This is a genomic window from Nocardiopsis eucommiae (assembly GCF_965344335.1).
In the GTDB taxonomy this organism is placed as follows: domain Bacteria; phylum Actinomycetota; class Actinomycetes; order Streptosporangiales; family Streptosporangiaceae; genus Nocardiopsis; species Nocardiopsis eucommiae.
The window spans coordinates 56,504-74,255 of record NZ_CBDRIY010000027.1; the positions used below are offsets into that span (position 1 = coordinate 56,504).

A 17,752-nucleotide genomic window follows, 5' to 3' on the forward strand; every position below is an offset into this window, starting at 1 on the left:
GGATGGCGAGGACGGCTCGGGCGTTCTGGGTGCGCTCCCCCGGCGTGGGTGAGATCCGGGAGGTGGAGCTGCCCGAACCCGGCCCCGGTGAGGTGCTGGTGCGCGCCCTGGGCTCGGGGATCAGCCGGGGCACGGAGACGCTGGTCTTCGGCGGCGGGGTGCCGCCCAACCAGTACGGGGTGATGCGCGCGCCCTTCCAGGAGGGCGACTTCCCCGGCCCCCTGAAGTACGGGTACCTGAACGTGGGCGTGGTCGAGGAGGGCCCCGGGGAGCTGGTGGGGCGGACCGTCTTCAGCCTGTTCCCGCACCAGACCCGGTTCGTGGTGCCCGCCTCGGCGGTGTCCGTGGTCCCCGAGGGGGTCCCGGCCGCCCGCGCTGTCCTGGCCGGAACGGTGGAGACCGCGATCAACGCGCTGTGGGACGCCGCCCCGATGGTGGGCGACCGGGTGACGGTGGTCGGCGCCGGCATGGTGGGCTGCTGCGTGGCGCGCCTGCTGTCCCAGGTGCCGGGGGCGCGGGTCCAGCTCGTGGACGTGGACCCCGGCCGCGCCGCGATCGCCGACCGCCTCGGGGTGGACTTCGCCCCGCCCGAGCGGGCCGAGGACGACCGCGACCTGGTCTTCCACACCAGTGCCACCGAGGCGGGACTGGTGTCCTCGCTGCGTCTGCTGCACGTGGAGGGCGAGGTCGTGGAACTGAGCTGGTACGGGGACCGGCGGGTGATCCTGCCGTTGGGCGAGGACTTCCACTCCCACCGCCTGACGGTGCGGGCCAGCCAGGTCGGCATGATCTCCCCGGCCCGCCGTTCGCGCTACGACCACGCCGAGCGCCTCGGTCTGGCGCTGCGTCTGCTGGAGGACCCGGCCTTCGACGCCCTCCTGACCGGGGAGAGCCCGTTCGAGGAGCTGCCCTCGGTCCTGCCGAGGCTGGCCAGCGGCGAGCTGTCGGCCCTGTGCCACCGCGTCGTGTACGAGACCTGACCGCACCGACCGCACCGACACCCTGGGAGTCCGCATGTTCAGTGTCACTGTCCGGGACCACCTGATGGTCGCGCACAGCTTCCGGGGCGAGGTCTTCGGCCCCGCCCAGGCCCTGCACGGGGCCACGTTCGTGGTGGACGCCACCCTGCGCCGCCCGGAGCTGGACCCCGACGGCATCGTGGTGGACATCGGCGCCGCCACACGCGAGCTGGGCGCGGTGGTGGCCGAACTCAACTATCGCAACCTGGACGAGGTCCCCGAGTTCGCCGGTGTGAACACCTCCTCCGAGTTCCTGGCCCGGGTGGTCGCGGACCGGTTGGCCGGTCGGATCGCGGCGGGGGCCCTGGGAGCGCACGCCGACGGCCTGGCCTCGATCGCGGTGACCCTGCACGAGTCGCACGTGGCCTGGGCCTCCTACGAACGGGAGCTGTGACCGGGGCCGTGCGGGTGCCCACGCTGTTCGTCGTTCCGGAGGCGTCGGCGCCCAGCGGTGGTCACACCTATGATCGGCGGATCGCGCGGGCGCTGGGCGAGCTGGAGGCGGCGGACTCCCCGCACGACGGTGTCGGACCGGTCCGGACCGTGACGGTTCCCGGGGCGTGGCCGCGTCCGGGACGCACCGGGACCGACGCGCTCGCCTCCGTGCTGGCCGGAGCGCCCGACGGCGCCCCCGTGTTGGTGGACGGGCTGGTGGCCTGCGGGGTTCCCGAGGTGGTCGTACCGCACGCGCGACGGCTCCGGCTCCACGTGCTGGTGCACCTGCCTCTGGGCGACGAGTCGGGGTTGCCGGAACGGGAGGCCCGGGATCTGGACGCGCGCGAGCGGACCGTACTGCGGTCCGGGGTGTCGGTGGTGGCGACCAGCGCGTGGGCGGCGCGGCGGCTGGCCGACCACCACGGTCTGACGGAGGCGGGCGTCCCGGTGGCGGCGGTGCGGCCGGGCGTGGACGTGGCTCCGCTGGCACGTGGGAGCGGGTTCGAGGGGGAGCCGGGCCGTGCCCCCCGGTTGGTGTGCGTGGCCTCCCTGACCCCGCGCAAGGGCCACGACCTGCTGTTGGGCGCCCTTCGCTCCCTTGTGGGTCTGCCGTGGGAGTGCGTGTGCGCGGGCCCGGGGACCCCTCCCCCGCTCGTGGAGGCGTTGGCGGGCCGGGTGCGGTTCACCGGACCGCTGGTCGGCGCGGAGCTGGAGGGTCTGTACGCCTCCGCCGACCTGGTGGTGTTGGCCTCCCGCGCGGAGACCTACGGGATGGTCGTGACCGAGGCGTTGGCCCGGGGGGTGCCGGTGGTGGCCTCCGAGGTGGGCGGGGTCCCCGAGGCGTTGGGGCGGGCCCCCGACGGTCGTGTGCCGGGGCTGTTGGTGCCGCCGGGGGACGCGGCGGCGCTGGAGCGGGCGCTGCGGGACTGGCTGACCGACCCCGGACTGCGCGCCACGATGCGCGGGGCGGCGCGACGACGCCGCGCGGAGCTGGCCGGATGGTCCGAGGCCGCGCGCGCGATGGCGCGCGTGCTCGGTCTCTGAGCGGCCCCGCACGCCCGTTCACGTGTGACGGGGTTCTCCGGAGCGCACACGTCCCGACACGGGGGCCGGTGGTATCGTGCATAGGGTGCAAAAATTCTTAGTATGCATTTTTGCTGCCTCAGCAGACCTCCTCCACCTGCGCGCCTTCACCCGATCTCTCTTCACCAGAGGCCAGCCTTGAGTACTCCTCAGTCCCAGGGCACCGCACGTACTCCGATCATGCGCACCCTGAGCGGGCTGCTGATCGTCCTCGGCGTGACGATGCTCAGCGGCACGATCGTCTCGGTCGCCCTGCCCCAGATCCTCGGTTCCCTCCAAGGGACCCAGTCCCAGTACACCTGGGTGGTGACCGCGACGCTGCTGGCGTCCACGGCCTCCACTCCCGTGTGGGGCAAGCTCGCGGACCTCTTCCCGAAGAAGCGGCTGCTCCAGATCTCGATCGTGCTGTTCATCGTGGCCTCGCTGCTGAGCGGGTTCGCCCAGAACACCGAACAGCTCATCGCCTTCCGCGCCCTCCAGGGACTCGGCATGGGCGCCTCGCAGGTCCTGGTGCAGGCCACCATCGCCGCGCTGGTCAGCCCCAAGGAACGCGGCCGCTTCAACGGCGTCATCGGCGCCATCATGGCCGTGGCCACCGTCGGCGGCCCCCTGATCGGCGGGGCGCTCACGGACACCTCGTGGCTGGGCTGGCGCTGGTGCTTCTTCATCGGCGTCCCGTTCATGCTGGTCGCGCTGGTCGTGCTCACCCGCACCCTGCACCTGGTGGAGGAGCGCCGCACCGACGTGCGCGTGGACTACCTCGGCGCCACGCTCATCGCCGCCGGTGTCAGCACCATCCTGCTGTGGGTGACGTTCGTCGGCGGCAGCTTCGCGTGGATCTCCTGGCAGACCGGCGCCATGGTCACCGGCGGCCTCGTGCTGCTGGCCCTGGCGGTGTGGGTGGAGAACCGGGTGGCGGAGCCGGTCATCCCGCTGCACCTGGTGCTCCGCCGCGAGCCCGTGATCGCGATCGTGGCCAGCGTCGCGGTCGGCATGGCGATGTTCGGCGGAGCGGTCTTCCTCGGCCAGTACTTCCAGCTGGCCCGGGGCTACTCCCCGACCGCCGCCGGTCTGCTCACCACGCCGCTGATGCTCGGCATGATGCTCTCCTCCACCCTGTCCGGGTGGCTGGTCTCCCGCTCGGGCCGGGTCAAGGCCTACGTCGTCGCCGGCCTGGTGTTCCTGGTCCTCGGCTTCCTGTTGCTGTCCACCATCGACGCGACCACGTCCCTGTACGTGGTGTCCCTGGGCATGCTGGGAGTCGGTGTGGGCGTGGGCATGTCCATGCAGAACCTCGTGCTGGTCGTGCAGAACTCGGTCCCGCTCCGCGAACTCGGGGCGGCCAGTGGCGCGATCACGTTCTTCCGGTCCCTCGGGGGCACCATCGGGGTGTCCGTGCTCGGGGCGATCCTCGCCAACCGGGTGAGCACGAACGTGACCGACGGTCTCGCGGCCTCGGGTGTGGAGGTCCCCGCCGGGGGCGCCGACGGCACCACCCTGGACCTGGCGGGCATGCCGCCGTTCCTGCGAGAGATCGTCGAGGGCGCGTACGGCTCCTCCACCGGCGACATCTTCCTGGTCGCCACCGGTATCGCCGTGGTCGGTCTTGTCGTGGCGCTCTTCCTGCCCAGGGTCCAGCTGCGCGACACCGTGGACATGAAGCGGCCCGAGGAGGAGGACCGCGCCGTGTCCGAGGAACGGGCGACACTGTCCTCCTGAGCCGCGAACCCCTGTGGCGCAGGGGTTCGCGGCTTGCGCGCGGGTGGTGCGGGGAAGGAGACTGCGGGGGCGGTTCCCCCCGAGACCCCCGAGACCCACAGGAGTGCGAGACCCCATGCCGGACACCCCGATCGACAGCACCGTCGCCCACACCGCGCGCGTGTGGAACTACTGGCTGGGCGGGAAGGACAACTACCCCGTCGACAGGGAGGTCGGTGACCGCGTTCGGGCTCTGTTCCCCCAGGTCGCGGAGGCGGCCCAGGGAGACCGGCTCTTCCTGCGCCGCGCCGTCGGCCACCTGGTCACGGAGGAGGGCATCACCCAGTTCCTCGACGTCGGCACCGGCCTGCCCACCGCCGACAACACCCACGAGGTGGCCCAGGCGCTCGACCCCTCGGCCCGGGTGGTCTACGTGGACAACGACCCCCTCGTCCTGGCCCACGCCCGCGCCCTCCTCGTCGGCACCGACACGGGCCGGACCCAGTACGTGGACCAGGACCTGCGCGACGTGGAGAAGGTCCTCGAAGCGGCGGGGCGGACTCTGGACCTGGAGCGGCCCGTCGGGCTGACCCTGATGGGCACCATGGGCCACTTCGAGATCGAGGAGGCGGTCCGTCTGGTGCGCGCCTACGTAGACGGTCTGGCCCCCGGCAGCTTCGTCGCGGTGTGCGACGGCGTGCTGGCCCACATGGAGGTCGAGGACACCGAACGCGCCGCCGAGGGCATGCGTGTCTGGGAGCAGCACGTGGCCCAGAAGTACCACATGCGCACCGTGGAGGAGTTCCGGAGCTTCTTCGACGGCTACGAACTGGTGGAACCTGGCGTGGTCCCGGTCTTCCACTGGCGCCCCGAACCCACCGAGGTGGGCACCGTCCGCGCCGTCCCCCAGTACGCGGGCCTGGCCCGGAAGGTCTGAGCGGCCCGGGCCCGATCGGGGGCGCCCCGAGACAGATCCGGGCAAAGGCTTCCTGGATCGGACCTCCCGGACGCACCTGAGCTGGCACTCTGGGAGGAGGCGGCCGTCCGCAGACGGGACGGTCGCACTCCACCGGGAGGGGTCCCGTTGAGCTCAGTGTCCGAGAACCCGCCGCCCGCCTTCGACCCGGGCTGGTTGGCCCTGCGGGAGGGTGCCGACTCCGAGGCCCGTGCCACGGCGACGCTCGCACCGCTCCGGGCCTTCCTCCGCGGGCGCGGCGGCGGAACCCGTGAGCGCCCGGTACGGATCGCGGACCTCGGGTGCGGATCCGGTTCCCAGGGTCGCTGGCTGGCGCCCCGGCTGCCCGGGGCGCAGCGCTGGACGCTCTACGACGTGGACCCCGGCCTGCTGTCGCTCGCCGGGGCGTACCTGCCCGCCGCCTCGGAGGACGGCTCGCCGGTGAGTGCGCGGATGTGTCTCCGGGACGTGGGGACGATCACCGCGCGGGACCTCGCCGAGATCGACCTGGTCACCGGGTCGGCCCTGCTCGACCTGCTCACGTACGCGGAACTGGAGCGCATCGTGCGGGCGGTGACCGAAGCGGGTTGCGCGGCCCTGTTCACGCTGTCGGTGGCGGGCCGGGTGGAGCTCTTCCCGGGTGACCGGGACGACCTCGCGCTGACGGAGGCGTTCAACGCCCACCAGCGCCGGGGCGGGCGTCGCGGGCCGGAGGCCGCGGACACGGCCGAGTGGGAGTTCGCCGCGCACGGGTACCGGACCCTGAGCCGTCCGAGCCCCTGGCGCCTGGGCCCGGAGCGCGTGCCCCTCGTCCGTTCCTGGCTGCGGGGATGGGCGGAGGCCGCCCTGGAGCAGGACCCGGGGGCGGCCGTCGGCGGATACCTGGAACGCCGCTTCGGCCAGTGCGAACGGGGGGAACTGGGCGTGATCGTGCACCACACCGACCTGCTGGCGCTGCCCGGGGAGGAAGCACCACCCGAGGAGGGCGAGCCCCACCCGTGAACGACACCGGAGGACGTCGGTGGACCGGGTTCGTGCGCCCGCTGGTCGGGATCGCGTTCCTGGCCGGGGTGGTGTGGTGGTTCCCCCTGGACGCGTTCACCGACGCGTTCGGGGCGGTCGACCCTGCGACGGTGACGACGGCACTCGGAATCGGTCTGGTCACGACGCTGCTGTGCGCGACCCGCTGGGTTTTGGTCGCACGCGGAGTCGGTCTGCGACTGCCCTGGGTACGCGCGGTGTCCGACTACTACCGCGCACTGTTCCTGAACGCCGTGCTGCCCGCCGGGGTGCTCGGTGACGTGCACCGGGCGGTCAGCCACGGCCGCTACGCCGGTGACGTGGCCCGGGGTGTGCGCGCCGTGCTCCTGGAGCGCATGGCCGGGCAGGTGGTGCTCGCCGCGACCTGCGCGGTGCTGCTGTTCACCCTGCCCGCCGCGCTCCTGGGGCCGGGGCTGCTCGCGGTGGCCGCCTCCCTGGGCGTCTTCGCTGTGGTGGCGCTGGTGGTGGCCCTGGGCTGGGTCCTCGGGCGCAGGAGGGGATCGGCGTGGTGGCGGGCGCTGTCGGCGACGGTCGCGGACACCCGGGCCGGTCTGTTCACGGTGACGACCGGCCCGGGGGTGGTCCTGCTCTCGGCCGCGGCGCTGGCCGGGCACCTCGTGCTGTTCCTGGTCGCGGCCCGGGCGGTGGGGGTCACCCTGCCCGCCCCGGCCCTGCTCCCGCTGCTGGTGCTGGCCCTGGTGGCGATGAGCGTCCCGGCCAACCTCGGCGGGTGGGGGCCGCGTGAGGCGGTGACGGCGCTCGCCTTCGGCGCGGCGGGGCTGGGCGCGGACCTGGGCCTGACGGTGTCAGTGGCGTACGGGCTCCTGGCCCTGGTCGCCTCCCTTCCCGGCGGGCTGGTGCTGCTGTGGCGGCTGCTGCGGGTCGAGCACGTTGAGGTACCCCGCGAACAGCTTCACCAGGTGCGCCAGAAGATCGCGGCCCTCGGTGGCCGTCGCGCGTGAGGGCTGACCCACCACCCCGGAGCGGGTGTAGCGCGACAGACCCGTGGTGAGCATGTGATCACGCCGGTCCGCGAGGTGGTCGGCCTCCTGGTAGCCGGGGCGGACCAGGTCGGGGCGCACGTGGAGCAGGACCGAGGTCTCCAGCTCCCCGGCGTGCATGTCGCGGGCGTTGGTGGTGCTCATCCTCGCGGCCCGGCGGGCGGCCTCCCAGTCGTCCGGGCCGGGGAAGAGGGCCATGTCTCCGCGCGAGGCCTGGACGAGGTTGGCGAGCACGTGGTTGCCGCCGTGCCCGTTGACGAGGACCAGCTTGGGGGTGCCCGCCGCCCGCAGGGACGCGGCGACGTCGGAGGCCATGGCGTACAGGGTGGGCGCCGTGACACTGACGGTCCCGGGCCAGGCCTCGTGCTCGTGGGAGCAGCCGAAGCTGATCGGCGGCAGGAGCCGCACGCCGGGGTGGGCGTCGGCCAGGCTCCGCGCCAGGGCGCAGGCGATGACGGTGTCCGTGGTCAGCGGCAGGTGGGAACCGTGCTGTTCGAGGCTGCCGACGGGCAGGAGGGCGACACGGGCGCCGCGCGTGCGCTCGTCCTCGCTGGTGTCACTGGGCAGGGGGTCGGAGAAGTCCATGGGCCCATCCTCCCCTGCTCTGGGGACGGATCCCGCTCCCCCGGCCTCCGGGCGCGCCGGAGGCCGGGGGAGCGGGGAGCCCGTGGTCGGGGGTCGGGAGTGGAGCCGCCGGGGCGGGGGCTGGAGCGGGGCCGCCGGGCGCGGGGAGCGGCCCGGTGGTCAGTGGCCCAGGCGTCCCCGCCAGGCGGTGAGTTCGTGGGAGGTGCGCACGGCCCGGTCCGGGTGGACGGTGGCCACCGCCTGCACGAGGGCGTCGGAGACGATGATCCCGGTCAGGGCCTCGGCGGTCATGCCCGTGGGGGTGTGGGGGGCGGACAGCACGATGTCGACGCTGTCACGCAGCTCCTCGGCGAGCTCGTCGGTCACCAGCACGGAGTGGGCGCCCACCGCGCGGGCGCGTTCGAGCAGTACCTCCACCTCCGGCAGCACGCGCCCGGGGGCGAAGACCACGACGGCGTCGCCCCGGTGGATGCCCAGGAGGTCGTCGGCCAGCCGGAAGCCGTCCGTGTCGACGGAGCGCGCCCGGGCGCCGATGCGGTTGAGCTTGAGGGCCAGGTGTTCGGCGGCGATGTTGGAGGAGCCGACGCCGTACGTCACGGTCCGTCCCGCCTCGGCCAGGACCTCCACGGCGCGGGTGAGGTCGTCCGGCGAGGTGGCCGTGCGGACGTGTTCGACACGGTCGCGGGCCTCGTCCACGACCCGGCCCCAGAGCGCGGTGAAGTCCCGTCCCATGCGGTCGATGCGCTCGCGCAGACGTACGTCCGGCGCCACCTCGGAGGTGAACGGGGCGGCGATCTCCTGTTTGAGGGCGGGCAGTCCGGAGTAGCCGAGGCGGCGCAGGGTCCGGATGACGCTGGCGTTGCTGGTGCCGCTGGCGGTACCGAGCTCCTGGGCGTTGGAGTAGAGGATCTGTTCCACCGGCGAGGCCGTGAGCAGGCGGCACACCGATCGCTCCGCCGGGGAGAGGCTTTCCCAGTGAGTGCGCACCAGGGTGTGGAGGCGTTCCAGCCCCGGATTCGAAGAACTATTCATTACAGCCCTTGACTGTGGCGTAGCACTCATTACACTCCTGAGGAAACAGTCGTTTCAACTATGCGCGTCTTCGTAATGAATGTTACATGACGTGTTCGGGGGACCACCATCATGACCACCACCGCACCGCGAACGCCCTCGGGCCTGCCGCTCATCGAGATCAGCGGCGGTCCACGTGAGCGCGGTGTCGCCTACGGAGAGGCCGCTCGGGACCAGATCGCCGCAGCGATGGGCTTCTACGAGCGCGCCTTCACCCAGCAGACCGGCCTGAGCTGGGGCGGCGTCCTCGACCGTGCCCGAGGCTGGCTCGACACCTGCCGCTCCTTCGACACGGACATGGTCACCGAGATGGAGGGCATCGCCGAGGGCGCCGGGGTCGACCTCCTCGACGTCCTCGCCCTCAACGTGCGCGGGGAGATCATCTACGACTCCTCCTTCCGCTCCATGCCCGCCGCCACCGAGTCCGACGAGCGCGAGGCCTCGGACGGCTGCACCTCGTTCGCCCTGGCCGAGGGCGCGACCGGCGACGGCCGCGTCTACGCCGGACAGAACTGGGACTGGCGGCACGGCACGGCCGACACCGTCCTCATGCTCCGCGTGGTACAGCCGCCCCGCCCCACGCTCATCATGCAGGTCGAGGCGGGCCAGGTCGGGCGGCACGGCGCCAACTCCGCCGGGATCGCGCTCAACGCCAACGGCCTCGGGGGGCGCTTCGGGTCGGCCGTCGGCGTCCCGCAGACCCTCGTCCGACGCCGGGTCCTGGACTCCTCCAGGCTCTCCGACGCCCTGAACGCGCTGGTCAAGACGCGTGCGCACATCGCCAGCAACGCGCTGCTGACCCACCGCTCCGGGTTCGCCATCGACGTCGAGACCACCCCGGGCCCGTGCCAGTGGATGTATCCCGACGACGAGGGCGTGCTCGTCCACGGCAACCACTACCAGGCCGGTGTCCCGCCGCAGCTGGCCGAGTCCTACCGCCCGCTCGCCACGGACTCACTCATCCGCGTGCCCCGCGCCCGGCGCGGACTGGCCGCCGTCCGGACCAGCGACACCCCCGAGCGGGTGCGCGCCGCCGTCCACGAGGCCATGTCCGACCACCTCGGCCACCCCGAGTCCCTGTGCACGCACCCCGACCCCGCCGCACCCGAGGTGCGCCGCTGGTCCACGCTGCTCTCCAGCCTCGTCGACCTCACCAGCGGCGAGTACCGCGTCGCCGCCGGAAACCCCTGTGAGCACGACTACGAGCTCATGCCCTGGAACCTCTACGACGGCCCGGGCGCCTGAAGCCGAACCACTGTCCACATCCCCCTTCTTCCCTGGAGTAGACCGTTGTGAAGGACAGACCACCACGCCGCGCCGGAGCGGTGATCCCCGCCGCCGTCCTGGCCCTCGTCGTGACCGCGTGCTCGGCCCCCGCCCCGGGGCCCGAACTCGAACTGACCGCCACCACCGCCCCGGCCACGGGTGAGCTGGACTCGGTGACCTGGATGCTGCCGTCCGAGCCCACCTCACTCGACCTGGACGCCAACGGCGGAACCGCGCAGAACACCGTCCTCGCCAACGTCTGTGAACGGCTGATGCGGGTCGCTCCCGACCTCAGCGTCGGCCCCGGGCTGGCCGAGTACGCCGAGTGGGAGGACGACTCCACCGTCGTCTTCCACCTCACTCCCGGGGCCGCCTTCCGCGACGGCACCCCGATCACCGCCGACGACGTCGTGTGGAGCATGGAGCGGCACGCGGCCGAGGGCGCCGAGGAGTCCGACGAGTACGCGAACGTGGAACGGATCGAGGCCACCGGAGACCGCGAGGTCACCGTCCGCATGAGCCAGCGCGACGCCGTGTTCGTGCCCGCCATGGCCGGGAACGGCGGCATCGTCTACGACCGCCGCGTCCTGGAGGCCGACGGCGACGCCTACGGGACGCCGCAGGGCTCGGACGCCTGCACGGGCCCCTACCAGCTCACCGAGTGGAGCTCCGGGAGCCGGGTCGTGCTGGAGCGCGACGACGCCTACTGGAACACCGACCGCGCCGCGCACGTGCGCCGGGTGGAGTTCCGCTGGGCCGTCGAGAACGCCGTGGTCAACACCCTGAACACCGGTGAGTCCGACGGCGCCTACCTCGACACCGCCTCGGCCGCCGTCCCACTGCTGCGCGACGAGACCGTCCAGGTGTACCAGGGGCCCTCCACCAACGTGTGGTCCCTCATCACCACCGAACGCGGCGGGCTGGCCGACCCCCGCCTGCGCCGGGCCCTGTCCCTGGCGCTGGAGCGGGACGGCATCTCCCGGTCGGCCTTCGGCGGGCTGGCCGAACCGTGGTCCGCTCCCCTGGGCCCGGGCGGCTGGGGGTACGAGCGCGCACGCTTCGAGGAGGCGTACGCGGCGATCGACGCCGCCCCCGCCGACCCGGGGGAACCGGAGCTGGAGCTGGCCCGCGCCCTGGTCGAGGAGGCCGGGGCCCCCGAGGAACCGCTCGTCATCGCCAACGACGGGGAGCCCGCCCGCACCATCATCGCCAACGCGGTCGTGGACGCGGCCGCGAAGATCGGGCTGGAGGCGCGGATCGCCACCGTGCCCCGGCAGCAGTTCGGCAGCTACTACGTGGACCCCGAGCTGCGCTCGCAGGTCGACCTCTTCTCCGACGAGTACTGGATCTCGAAGAACGACCCCGTGGGCTTCTACAAGAACGGCGCCTCCGACGCCGGGGTGAACTACTCCGGCTTCGCCGACGAGGAGTACGACGCCCTCGTCAGGCAGGCCCAGGCCGCGACCGACGACGCCGAACGGGCCGAGCTCGCCGTGGAGCTCCAGGACCGCTGGACCGAGGCCATGCCGTGGATCCCCGTCGTCCAGGTCCCCACGACCCTCGCCATGGGACCCGGAGTCACGGGGGCGCCCGCCTCCTCCGCGTTCCTCTTCTACCCGTGGGCCGCCGACCTCGGCGCCCGAGAGGACGAAGGACGATGACCACGCACGTGCTGCGCCGCCTCGGCGGCATGCTGCTCACCCTGGCCGTCAGCTCGGCGCTGATCTTCGGGGCCATGTACGCCGCGCCGGGCGACCCGGTGTCGTTCCTGGTGGGCGACCCCGAGAACGTCACCCCGGAGCGGATCGCCGCCGTCCGCGCCGAGTACCACCTGGACCAGCCGCTGCTGGTGCAGTACTGGCTGTGGCTGGGCGGCGCCGTCACCGGCGACCTCGGAACCTCGTTCCAGTACAACGCGGCGGTGGGCGACCTGATCCTCACCCGCCTGCCCACCACCGTGTCCCTGGTGGCCTACGCGGCGGTGCTCTTCACCGTCCTGGGCATCGCTCTGGGCGCCCTGTCCGCCGTGCGTCGCGGGCGCCGGACCGACGCCGCCGTCACCGCGGGCACCACGCTGGCCGCCTCGGTACCGTCGTTCGTCCTGGCCATCGCGCTGATCTCCCTGTTCGGCGTGCGGCTGGGCTGGTTCCCGGTGACCGGCCTGGGCGAGGGCTTCCTCAGCCGTGTCCACCACCTCACGCTGCCCGCGATCGCGCTGGCGACCGGAGCCCTGGCCATCATCTCCCGGGTCACCCGGCAGACGATGGTGGAACAGTTCGACCTGGAGCACGTCGCGGCGTCGCGGGCGTCGGGGATCGCGGAACGGCACGTGGTCCGCCGCCACGTGCTGCGCAACTCCCTGGGCCCCGTCGTGACGATGTGCGGCCTGGTCACCGCCAGCATGCTCAGCGGAACCGTGGTGATCGAGTCGGCGTTCGGCCTCAGCGGGATCGGCGCGCTGCTGGTGGACGCGATCAACAACCTCGACTTCCCGGTCGTGCAGGCCGTCCTGCTGTGCATGGTGGTCGCCTACATGGGGGTCACGACCCTGATCGACCTCGTCCACCCGCTCCTGGACCCGCGGGTCCGCATCGAAGGGAACAGGGTATGACCGCCCAGACGCCCACCTCGGCCGTCACCGCGAACACCACCCGCGCGGGAGCGCGCGGGTCCGGCGGGGTGGTCCTCTGGACCAGCGCGGGATTCCTCGTCACGGTGGTCCTGGCCGCCGTGTTCGCCCCGCTGGTCGCCCCCGCCGACCCGAACGCCATCGACTTCGGCGACATCTGGGCGCCACCCGGCGCCGACCACTGGCTGGGCACCGACCAGATGGGGCGCGACCTGCTGTCCCGGGTCGTCCACGGCGCGCGGGAGAGCCTGCTGGGCCCGCTGCTCCTGCTCCTGCTCGCCTCCGTGCTGGGCGTGGCCATGGGAACCCTGGCCGCCTGGCGGCGCGGCTGGGTGGACGTCCTCCTCGCCCGTGTCACCGACGTCATGTACGCCTTCCCCGGGCTGCTGTTCGTGGTCCTCGTGATCGCGGTGTTCGGCAGCGGCATGACCACGGCCGTCGTGGCCCTGGGGCTGGCGTTCACCCCGATCATCGCGAAGTTCACCCGCAGCGTCGCGCTGGCGGAGTGCGCCAAGCCCTACATCGACGCCTACCGGGTGCAGGGGGTGAGCGGCCCGGTCATCTGCCTGCGCTACCTCATCCCCAACATGGCACCCGCCCTGCTCGGGTACCTGGTGGTGCTCTTCGGAGAGGGCCTGATGAGCCTGGCCACGCTCAGCTTCCTCGGCTTCGGCGCGCAGCCGCCCAGCTCCGAGTGGGGCCTGATGGTCCAGGAGGGGCAGTCCGCGCTGATCCAGGGCGTCCTGTGGCCCGCGCTGGTCCCCGGAGCGGCCATCGCCCTGGTCGTGGTCGCGTTCAACATCGTCGGGGTGCGTGTCGCCGACCGGCTGAACTCACGGAGGTAGGCCCATGCTGCTCGACATCGACAACCTCACCGTCACCCTGCCGGGTGCCGAGACGCGCCGCCCGGTCCTGGACGAGGTCAGTCTCACCGTGGGACCCGGCGAGGTCGTCGGCCTGGTCGGTGAGTCCGGATCAGGGAAGTCCACCACGGCCCGCGCCGTGCTCAGGCTCCTTCCCGAGGGCTCCGCCGTCAGCGGCCGGGCCAGCGTCGGCGGGACCGACGTGCTCGGCGCGGCACCGGCGGAGCTCACCGCACTCCGTTCCCGACGGGTGTCCATGGTCTTCCAGGACCCGCGCTCGGTGCTCAACCCGGTCCGACGCGTGGGGGACTTCCTCACCGAACGCCTGGTCCTGGCGCTGGGCACGCCCAGGGCCGAGGCCCGTGCCCGGGCGCTGGACCTCATGGCGGAGGTCGGCCTGAACCGGCCCGAGGAGCGCTTCCACCAGTTCCCGCACGAGATGTCCGGGGGCATGCTGCAACGGGTCGTGCTCGCCGCGGCCCTGGCCACCGAGCCCGAGCTCCTGCTCGCGGACGAGGCCACCAGCGCCCTGGACGCCACCACCCAGGCGGAGGTGCTCTCGGTCCTGCGCGACCTGCGCGAACGCCGGGGCATGGGTGTCCTGTTCATCACGCACGACCTGCACCTGGCCGCCGCCTACTGTCACCGGGTCCACGTCATGTACGCGGGCCGTGTGGTGGAGTCGCGCGAGGCGTCGGCGCTGTTCGCGGACCCGCTCCACCCCTACACGCGTGGTCTGATCGCGTGCAACCCGGGGCTGGACTCCGATCTGGCCCCCGAACCCATCCCCGGCGCCCCGCCCTCGCTGTCCACCGCGTTCACCGGCTGCCCCTTCGCGCCCCGGTGCGCCGACGCGACGGAGGCCTGTACGACCTGGCGGCCGGAGACGTTCCCGCTCGACGACGGCGGAGTCGCCTGCGTGCGGGCGGAGACGGTGAACGACGGAGCGCGCGCGTCGCGTCCGGAGGAGGAGAACCGATGACCCCGAACGAACCGGCGCTGTCCGTGAGCGGACTGCGCAGGGCCTTCCCCATGGGCCGGGGCCTACCGGAGCTGGTGGCCGTGGACGACGTCTCCTTCGAACTCGCGCCCGGTGGCTCCCTGGGAGTGGTCGGTGAGTCCGGGTCCGGCAAGAGCACCGTGGCCCGGATGCTGGTGGGGCTGGAACGGGCCGACGCCGGGGAGATCCGGGTGGCGGGCCGCGCCCGTGGCGTCCGGGAACGGGGGCGCGCCGCGCGCCTGCGCCGGGCACGCGAGGTGCAGCTGGTCTTCCAGAACCCGCTGGAGTCCCTCGACCGCCGTCTCACCGCGGCCCAGTGCCTGTGCCACGTCCTGCGTCTGCACGGCGCGGACCGGGCCGGGGCGGACCGGCGCGCCCTGGAACTCCTCGAACAGGTGGGACTCGGAGCGCGGGAGGCGGAGGCCAGGCCGCACCGGCTCAGCGGGGGTCAGCGGCAGCGCCTGGCGATCGCCCGCGCGTTGGCGGCGGATCCGTCCGTGCTGGTGCTCGACGAGGCGGTCTCCGCCCTGGACGTGTCCGTGCAGGCGCAGATCCTGCGGTTGCTCTCGCGGATCCGCGAGGAGTCGGGGGTGTCCCTGGTGTTCGTCTCGCACGACCTGGCCGTGGTCGGACAGGTCACCGACGAGGTCCTGGTCATGTACCGGGGCCGGGCCGTGGAGCACGGCCCCACCCGGCGCGTGCTGCGTGAGCCCGAGCACCCGTACACGCGCATGCTGGCCTCCAGCGTGCCGGGGCCGGGCTGGGACCCGGCCGAGGTGGTCCGGCTGCGCGCCGAGTTCGCCGCCGCCTCGGAGGTGTGACGAACCGCTCCCGAGGCGCGAGGGAGCCCGGTCCCGTGTGAACGGGGGCCGGGCTCCCCGGTGTCGCGGCGGGGTCAGCCGGTGGTGCCCGCGAGGATCTCCTCGGCGGCGCGGCGGCCCTGGCGCAGCGCTCCGTCCACGTGCTGGTAGCCCTCGGCTGCCAGGTCCGAGCAGGCCCACCCGATGGGGCCCACGGGGGTGCGCTGGTCGGCCCCGTAGCGGTGCAGTCCGCCGAGGTCGTAGCTGGCCGCGTAGGCGCCCCGGGTCCACTCCTCGGAGGCGAAGTCCGACTCGAAGTAGACGACGGGCTCCAGGGCCTCCTCCCCGAGGTAGTGGGAGAGGGAACGCAGGACCGCGCCCCGGCGCTCCTCGGCGGAGCGGCGCAGGAGGTCGTCCGCGAGCTCGTCGGAGACGAAGGCCACCAGGGTGCCGCGCTCGTCCCCGTGGTTGGTGTTGTCGTAGACCTCCTGGCAGAGCTCCCTGGCCCCGAAACCGGTGCCGGAGAGCCCCCGGTCCCGCCAGAACGGACGCTCGTAGACCGCGTGGACCTTGATGACCAGGCCCATCGACGTGTGCTGGTGCATCTGCTGCTGGAGCCAGGGCAGGGCCGGCTCGAAGGAGATGCGCGAGTAGAGGGTGGGCGGCACGGCCACGATCACGCGACCGGCGCGCACGGTGACGCGTTCGGAGACGACCGTGGCGCCCTCCTCGCTCCAGCGGATCGTCCGGACCGGGCTCGCCAGGTGGACGGTGCCCTCCTCCAGCGCGTCCGCCATGGCCCGCGAGACCGCCTGCATGCCGCCGACCACCCGGCGGTCGAGGATGAAGTCCTCGTCCACGAGGTGGGAGAAGGACCCGGCGGAGGCCGCCATGAGGACGGCCTGGAGCGCGGAGAAGGCGTGGGCGGGCTTGGTGAGCATGCCCCCGGCCATGAAGATGCCGATGTTCTCGCGTGCGGCCTCGTCGTCGGTCTGCCGCCGCAGCCACTCGGTGAAGGTGACGGTGTCCAGCTCGCGGGCGAGCGGGTGCTCCCAGGGACGCTCGACGCCGATCTCCTCGACCAGGCCGTCCAGGACCGCGATCACCCGAGCCATCTCCGCCTCGGTCCGCTCCCCCGCCGGGAACATGTCGCCGGTGTACTCGTGCCGGGAACCGTCGGGCGCGAGGTAGACGTTGGCGCCCTCGCGGTGGCGCGGGTAGGTGCTCATCCCGAGCTCGTCCAGGAGGCCGAGCAGCACGGTCTGGTCGGGCGAGACCCACTGGCCGCCCAGCTCCAGGAAGGCGCCGTCGACCTCCCGGGACCAGGTGCGCCCGCCCACGCGGTCGCGCGCCTCCAGGACGGCGACGGTGCGTCCGGCGGCCTGGAGGGCGCGTGCGGCCATCAGCCCGGCCGGGCCCGCGCCCACCACGGCGACGTCTCGATAGGGGACCTCGTCGCTGCCGATGACGTGTGTGCCTCGCATGGGTGCGCTCCTTCGAACCATTAAATGAATATCATTCATTAACGGGCACGAGATCCCCGGGTGTCAAGCCGGACACTCTCACGGGCGGCGCCGACACGGGGCGCGGGCACGCCGCTCCTAGACTGGTGGGGACCGTGTCCGGGCCTCGACAGGAAGCAGGCGCCAGTGAGCCAGGGAACCCGCAGCGGACGGGGCCGGGGCAGACCCTCCTCGCCGGTCCTCTCACGGGAGCGCGTCACCCTGGCCGCGATCCGGATCGTCACCGAGCAGGGCTACCGGCACCTGACCATGGCCGCCCTGGCCCGGGAGCTCGGGGTGGCGGCCTCCGCCCTGTACAACCACGTCGCCTCCAAGCGGGACGTGCTCATCCTGTTGCAGGAGCGCGTGAACGAACGGATCGACGTCTCCGGGTTCGGCACCGAGCCGTGGGATCGGGCGCTGCGGCGGTGGGCGCACTCCTACCGGCGGTGCTTCATGGAGCACACGGCGCTCATCCCGGTCATGGCCGTGCTGCCCGTCGCGGACTCCCCGAGGACGCTGCGGATGTACGAGCGCGTCACACGCGCCATGGAGGAGGCCGGGATCGTCGGCGCGGACGCGGTGGACATCATCGTGGGCGTCGAGGCGCTGGTCTTCGGCGCCGCCTACGACGCCTCCGCCCCCGAGGGGATCTTCGACCCGGGCGGCCTGGAGGACGTGGCCCCCACCTTCACCCGGTTCGCGGCGCAGAGGTCGGCGGACCCCCGCGAGGCCGCCGACCGGGCCTTCGAGCTCGCACTCGACGCCCTGGTCAGCGGCCTGCGCCAGAAATACACGGGCTGA

General features: G+C 72.9%; 16 protein-coding genes and 1 pseudogene. 14 read left to right on the forward strand and 3 right to left on the reverse strand.

From position 1 onward, the window contains the following. Window positions 1-2 precede the first annotated feature (2 nt). From ACRWK8_RS17905 to ACRWK8_RS17935, 7 genes and pseudogenes are all read left to right on the forward strand, one after another. On the forward strand, window positions 3-980 hold the full coding sequence (locus tag ACRWK8_RS17905) for a zinc-dependent alcohol dehydrogenase (protein WP_378740041.1): 978 nt from the start codon (window positions 3-5) through the stop codon (window positions 978-980). A 34-nt stretch (window positions 981-1,014) separates the two neighbouring features. After that, window positions 1,015-1,413, forward strand: a complete 399-nt coding sequence (locus tag ACRWK8_RS17910; RefSeq protein WP_378740039.1) for a 6-pyruvoyl trahydropterin synthase family protein — start codon at window positions 1,015-1,017, stop codon at window positions 1,411-1,413. Further along, window positions 1,410-2,498, forward strand: a complete 1,089-nt coding sequence (locus ACRWK8_RS17915; protein ID WP_378740037.1) for a glycosyltransferase family 4 protein — start codon at window positions 1,410-1,412, stop codon at window positions 2,496-2,498. The genes ACRWK8_RS17910 and ACRWK8_RS17915 overlap by 4 nt, the downstream gene beginning before the upstream one ends. 219 nt (window positions 2,499-2,717) lie before the next feature. Then, window positions 2,718-4,256, forward strand: a complete 1,539-nt coding sequence (locus tag ACRWK8_RS17920; protein WP_378740035.1) for an MFS transporter — start codon at window positions 2,718-2,720, stop codon at window positions 4,254-4,256. Window positions 4,257-4,371: 115 nt separating this feature from the next. Continuing rightward, the gene (locus ACRWK8_RS17925; RefSeq protein ID WP_378740033.1) at window positions 4,372-5,172 is read left to right on the forward strand and encodes an SAM-dependent methyltransferase; all 801 of its coding nucleotides are present in this window, start codon (window positions 4,372-4,374) and stop codon (window positions 5,170-5,172) included. Between the two features lie 156 nt (window positions 5,173-5,328). Then, window positions 5,329-6,192, forward strand: a complete 864-nt coding sequence (locus tag ACRWK8_RS17930) for a class I SAM-dependent methyltransferase (protein ID WP_378740478.1) — start codon at window positions 5,329-5,331, stop codon at window positions 6,190-6,192. 71 nt (window positions 6,193-6,263) lie between these two features. Then, window positions 6,264-7,019: pseudogene (locus ACRWK8_RS17935) on the forward strand (lysylphosphatidylglycerol synthase transmembrane domain-containing protein); the annotation flags it as partial. Window positions 7,020-7,037: 18 nt separating this feature from the next. Here ACRWK8_RS17935 and ACRWK8_RS17940 read toward each other — a convergent pair. Both ACRWK8_RS17940 and ACRWK8_RS17945 read right to left on the reverse strand, forming a co-directional pair. Continuing rightward, window positions 7,038-7,817 (reverse strand): creatininase family protein, encoded by a 780-nt coding sequence (locus ACRWK8_RS17940; RefSeq protein WP_378740031.1) that lies wholly within the window; start codon window positions 7,815-7,817, stop codon window positions 7,038-7,040. A gap of 159 nt (window positions 7,818-7,976) precedes the next feature. Further along, a complete protein-coding gene (locus tag ACRWK8_RS17945) occupies window positions 7,977-8,849 on the reverse strand; it encodes a MurR/RpiR family transcriptional regulator (RefSeq protein WP_431871658.1) in 873 nt (290 codons plus the stop codon). A 111-nt stretch (window positions 8,850-8,960) separates the two neighbouring features. On the opposite strand from ACRWK8_RS17945, the gene ACRWK8_RS17950 reads away from it, so the two are divergent. The 6 genes from ACRWK8_RS17950 to ACRWK8_RS17975 are packed head-to-tail and all read left to right on the forward strand — an operon-like array spanning window position 8,961 to window position 15,467. Continuing rightward, entirely contained in the window at window positions 8,961-10,133 is a 1,173-nt protein-coding gene (locus ACRWK8_RS17950) for a C45 family autoproteolytic acyltransferase/hydrolase (protein WP_431871660.1), read from the forward strand. Window positions 10,134-10,180: 47 nt separating this feature from the next. Further along, complete coding sequence (locus tag ACRWK8_RS17955) at window positions 10,181-11,815, forward strand: ABC transporter substrate-binding protein (protein WP_431871662.1); 1,635 nt, start codon at window positions 10,181-10,183, stop codon at window positions 11,813-11,815. Beyond that, window positions 11,812-12,765: an ABC transporter permease gene (locus tag ACRWK8_RS17960; RefSeq protein WP_378740020.1), complete on the forward strand. Its 954-nt coding sequence runs from the start codon at window positions 11,812-11,814 to the stop codon at window positions 12,763-12,765. Before ACRWK8_RS17955 ends, ACRWK8_RS17960 begins: the two co-directional genes overlap by 4 nt. Next, entirely contained in the window at window positions 12,762-13,628 is an 867-nt protein-coding gene (locus tag ACRWK8_RS17965) for an ABC transporter permease (protein ID WP_431871665.1), read from the forward strand. The genes ACRWK8_RS17960 and ACRWK8_RS17965 overlap by 4 nt, the downstream gene beginning before the upstream one ends. Window positions 13,629-13,632: 4 nt before the next feature. Continuing rightward, a complete protein-coding gene (locus ACRWK8_RS17970) occupies window positions 13,633-14,628 on the forward strand; it encodes an ABC transporter ATP-binding protein (RefSeq protein WP_378740014.1) in 996 nt (331 codons plus the stop codon). After that, the gene (locus tag ACRWK8_RS17975) at window positions 14,625-15,467 is read left to right on the forward strand and encodes an ABC transporter ATP-binding protein (RefSeq protein WP_378740012.1); all 843 of its coding nucleotides are present in this window, start codon (window positions 14,625-14,627) and stop codon (window positions 15,465-15,467) included. The genes ACRWK8_RS17970 and ACRWK8_RS17975 overlap by 4 nt, the downstream gene beginning before the upstream one ends. A 74-nt stretch (window positions 15,468-15,541) precedes the next feature. Here ACRWK8_RS17975 and ACRWK8_RS17980 read toward each other — a convergent pair whose 3' ends face one another. Next, a complete protein-coding gene (locus tag ACRWK8_RS17980) occupies window positions 15,542-16,930 on the reverse strand; it encodes a flavin monoamine oxidase family protein (protein ID WP_431871668.1) in 1,389 nt (462 codons plus the stop codon). Between the two features lie 165 nt (window positions 16,931-17,095). Between ACRWK8_RS17980 and ACRWK8_RS17985 the strand changes: the two genes are divergently transcribed. Further along, window positions 17,096-17,752, forward strand: a complete 657-nt coding sequence (locus ACRWK8_RS17985; RefSeq protein WP_431871670.1) for a TetR/AcrR family transcriptional regulator — start codon at window positions 17,096-17,098, stop codon at window positions 17,750-17,752.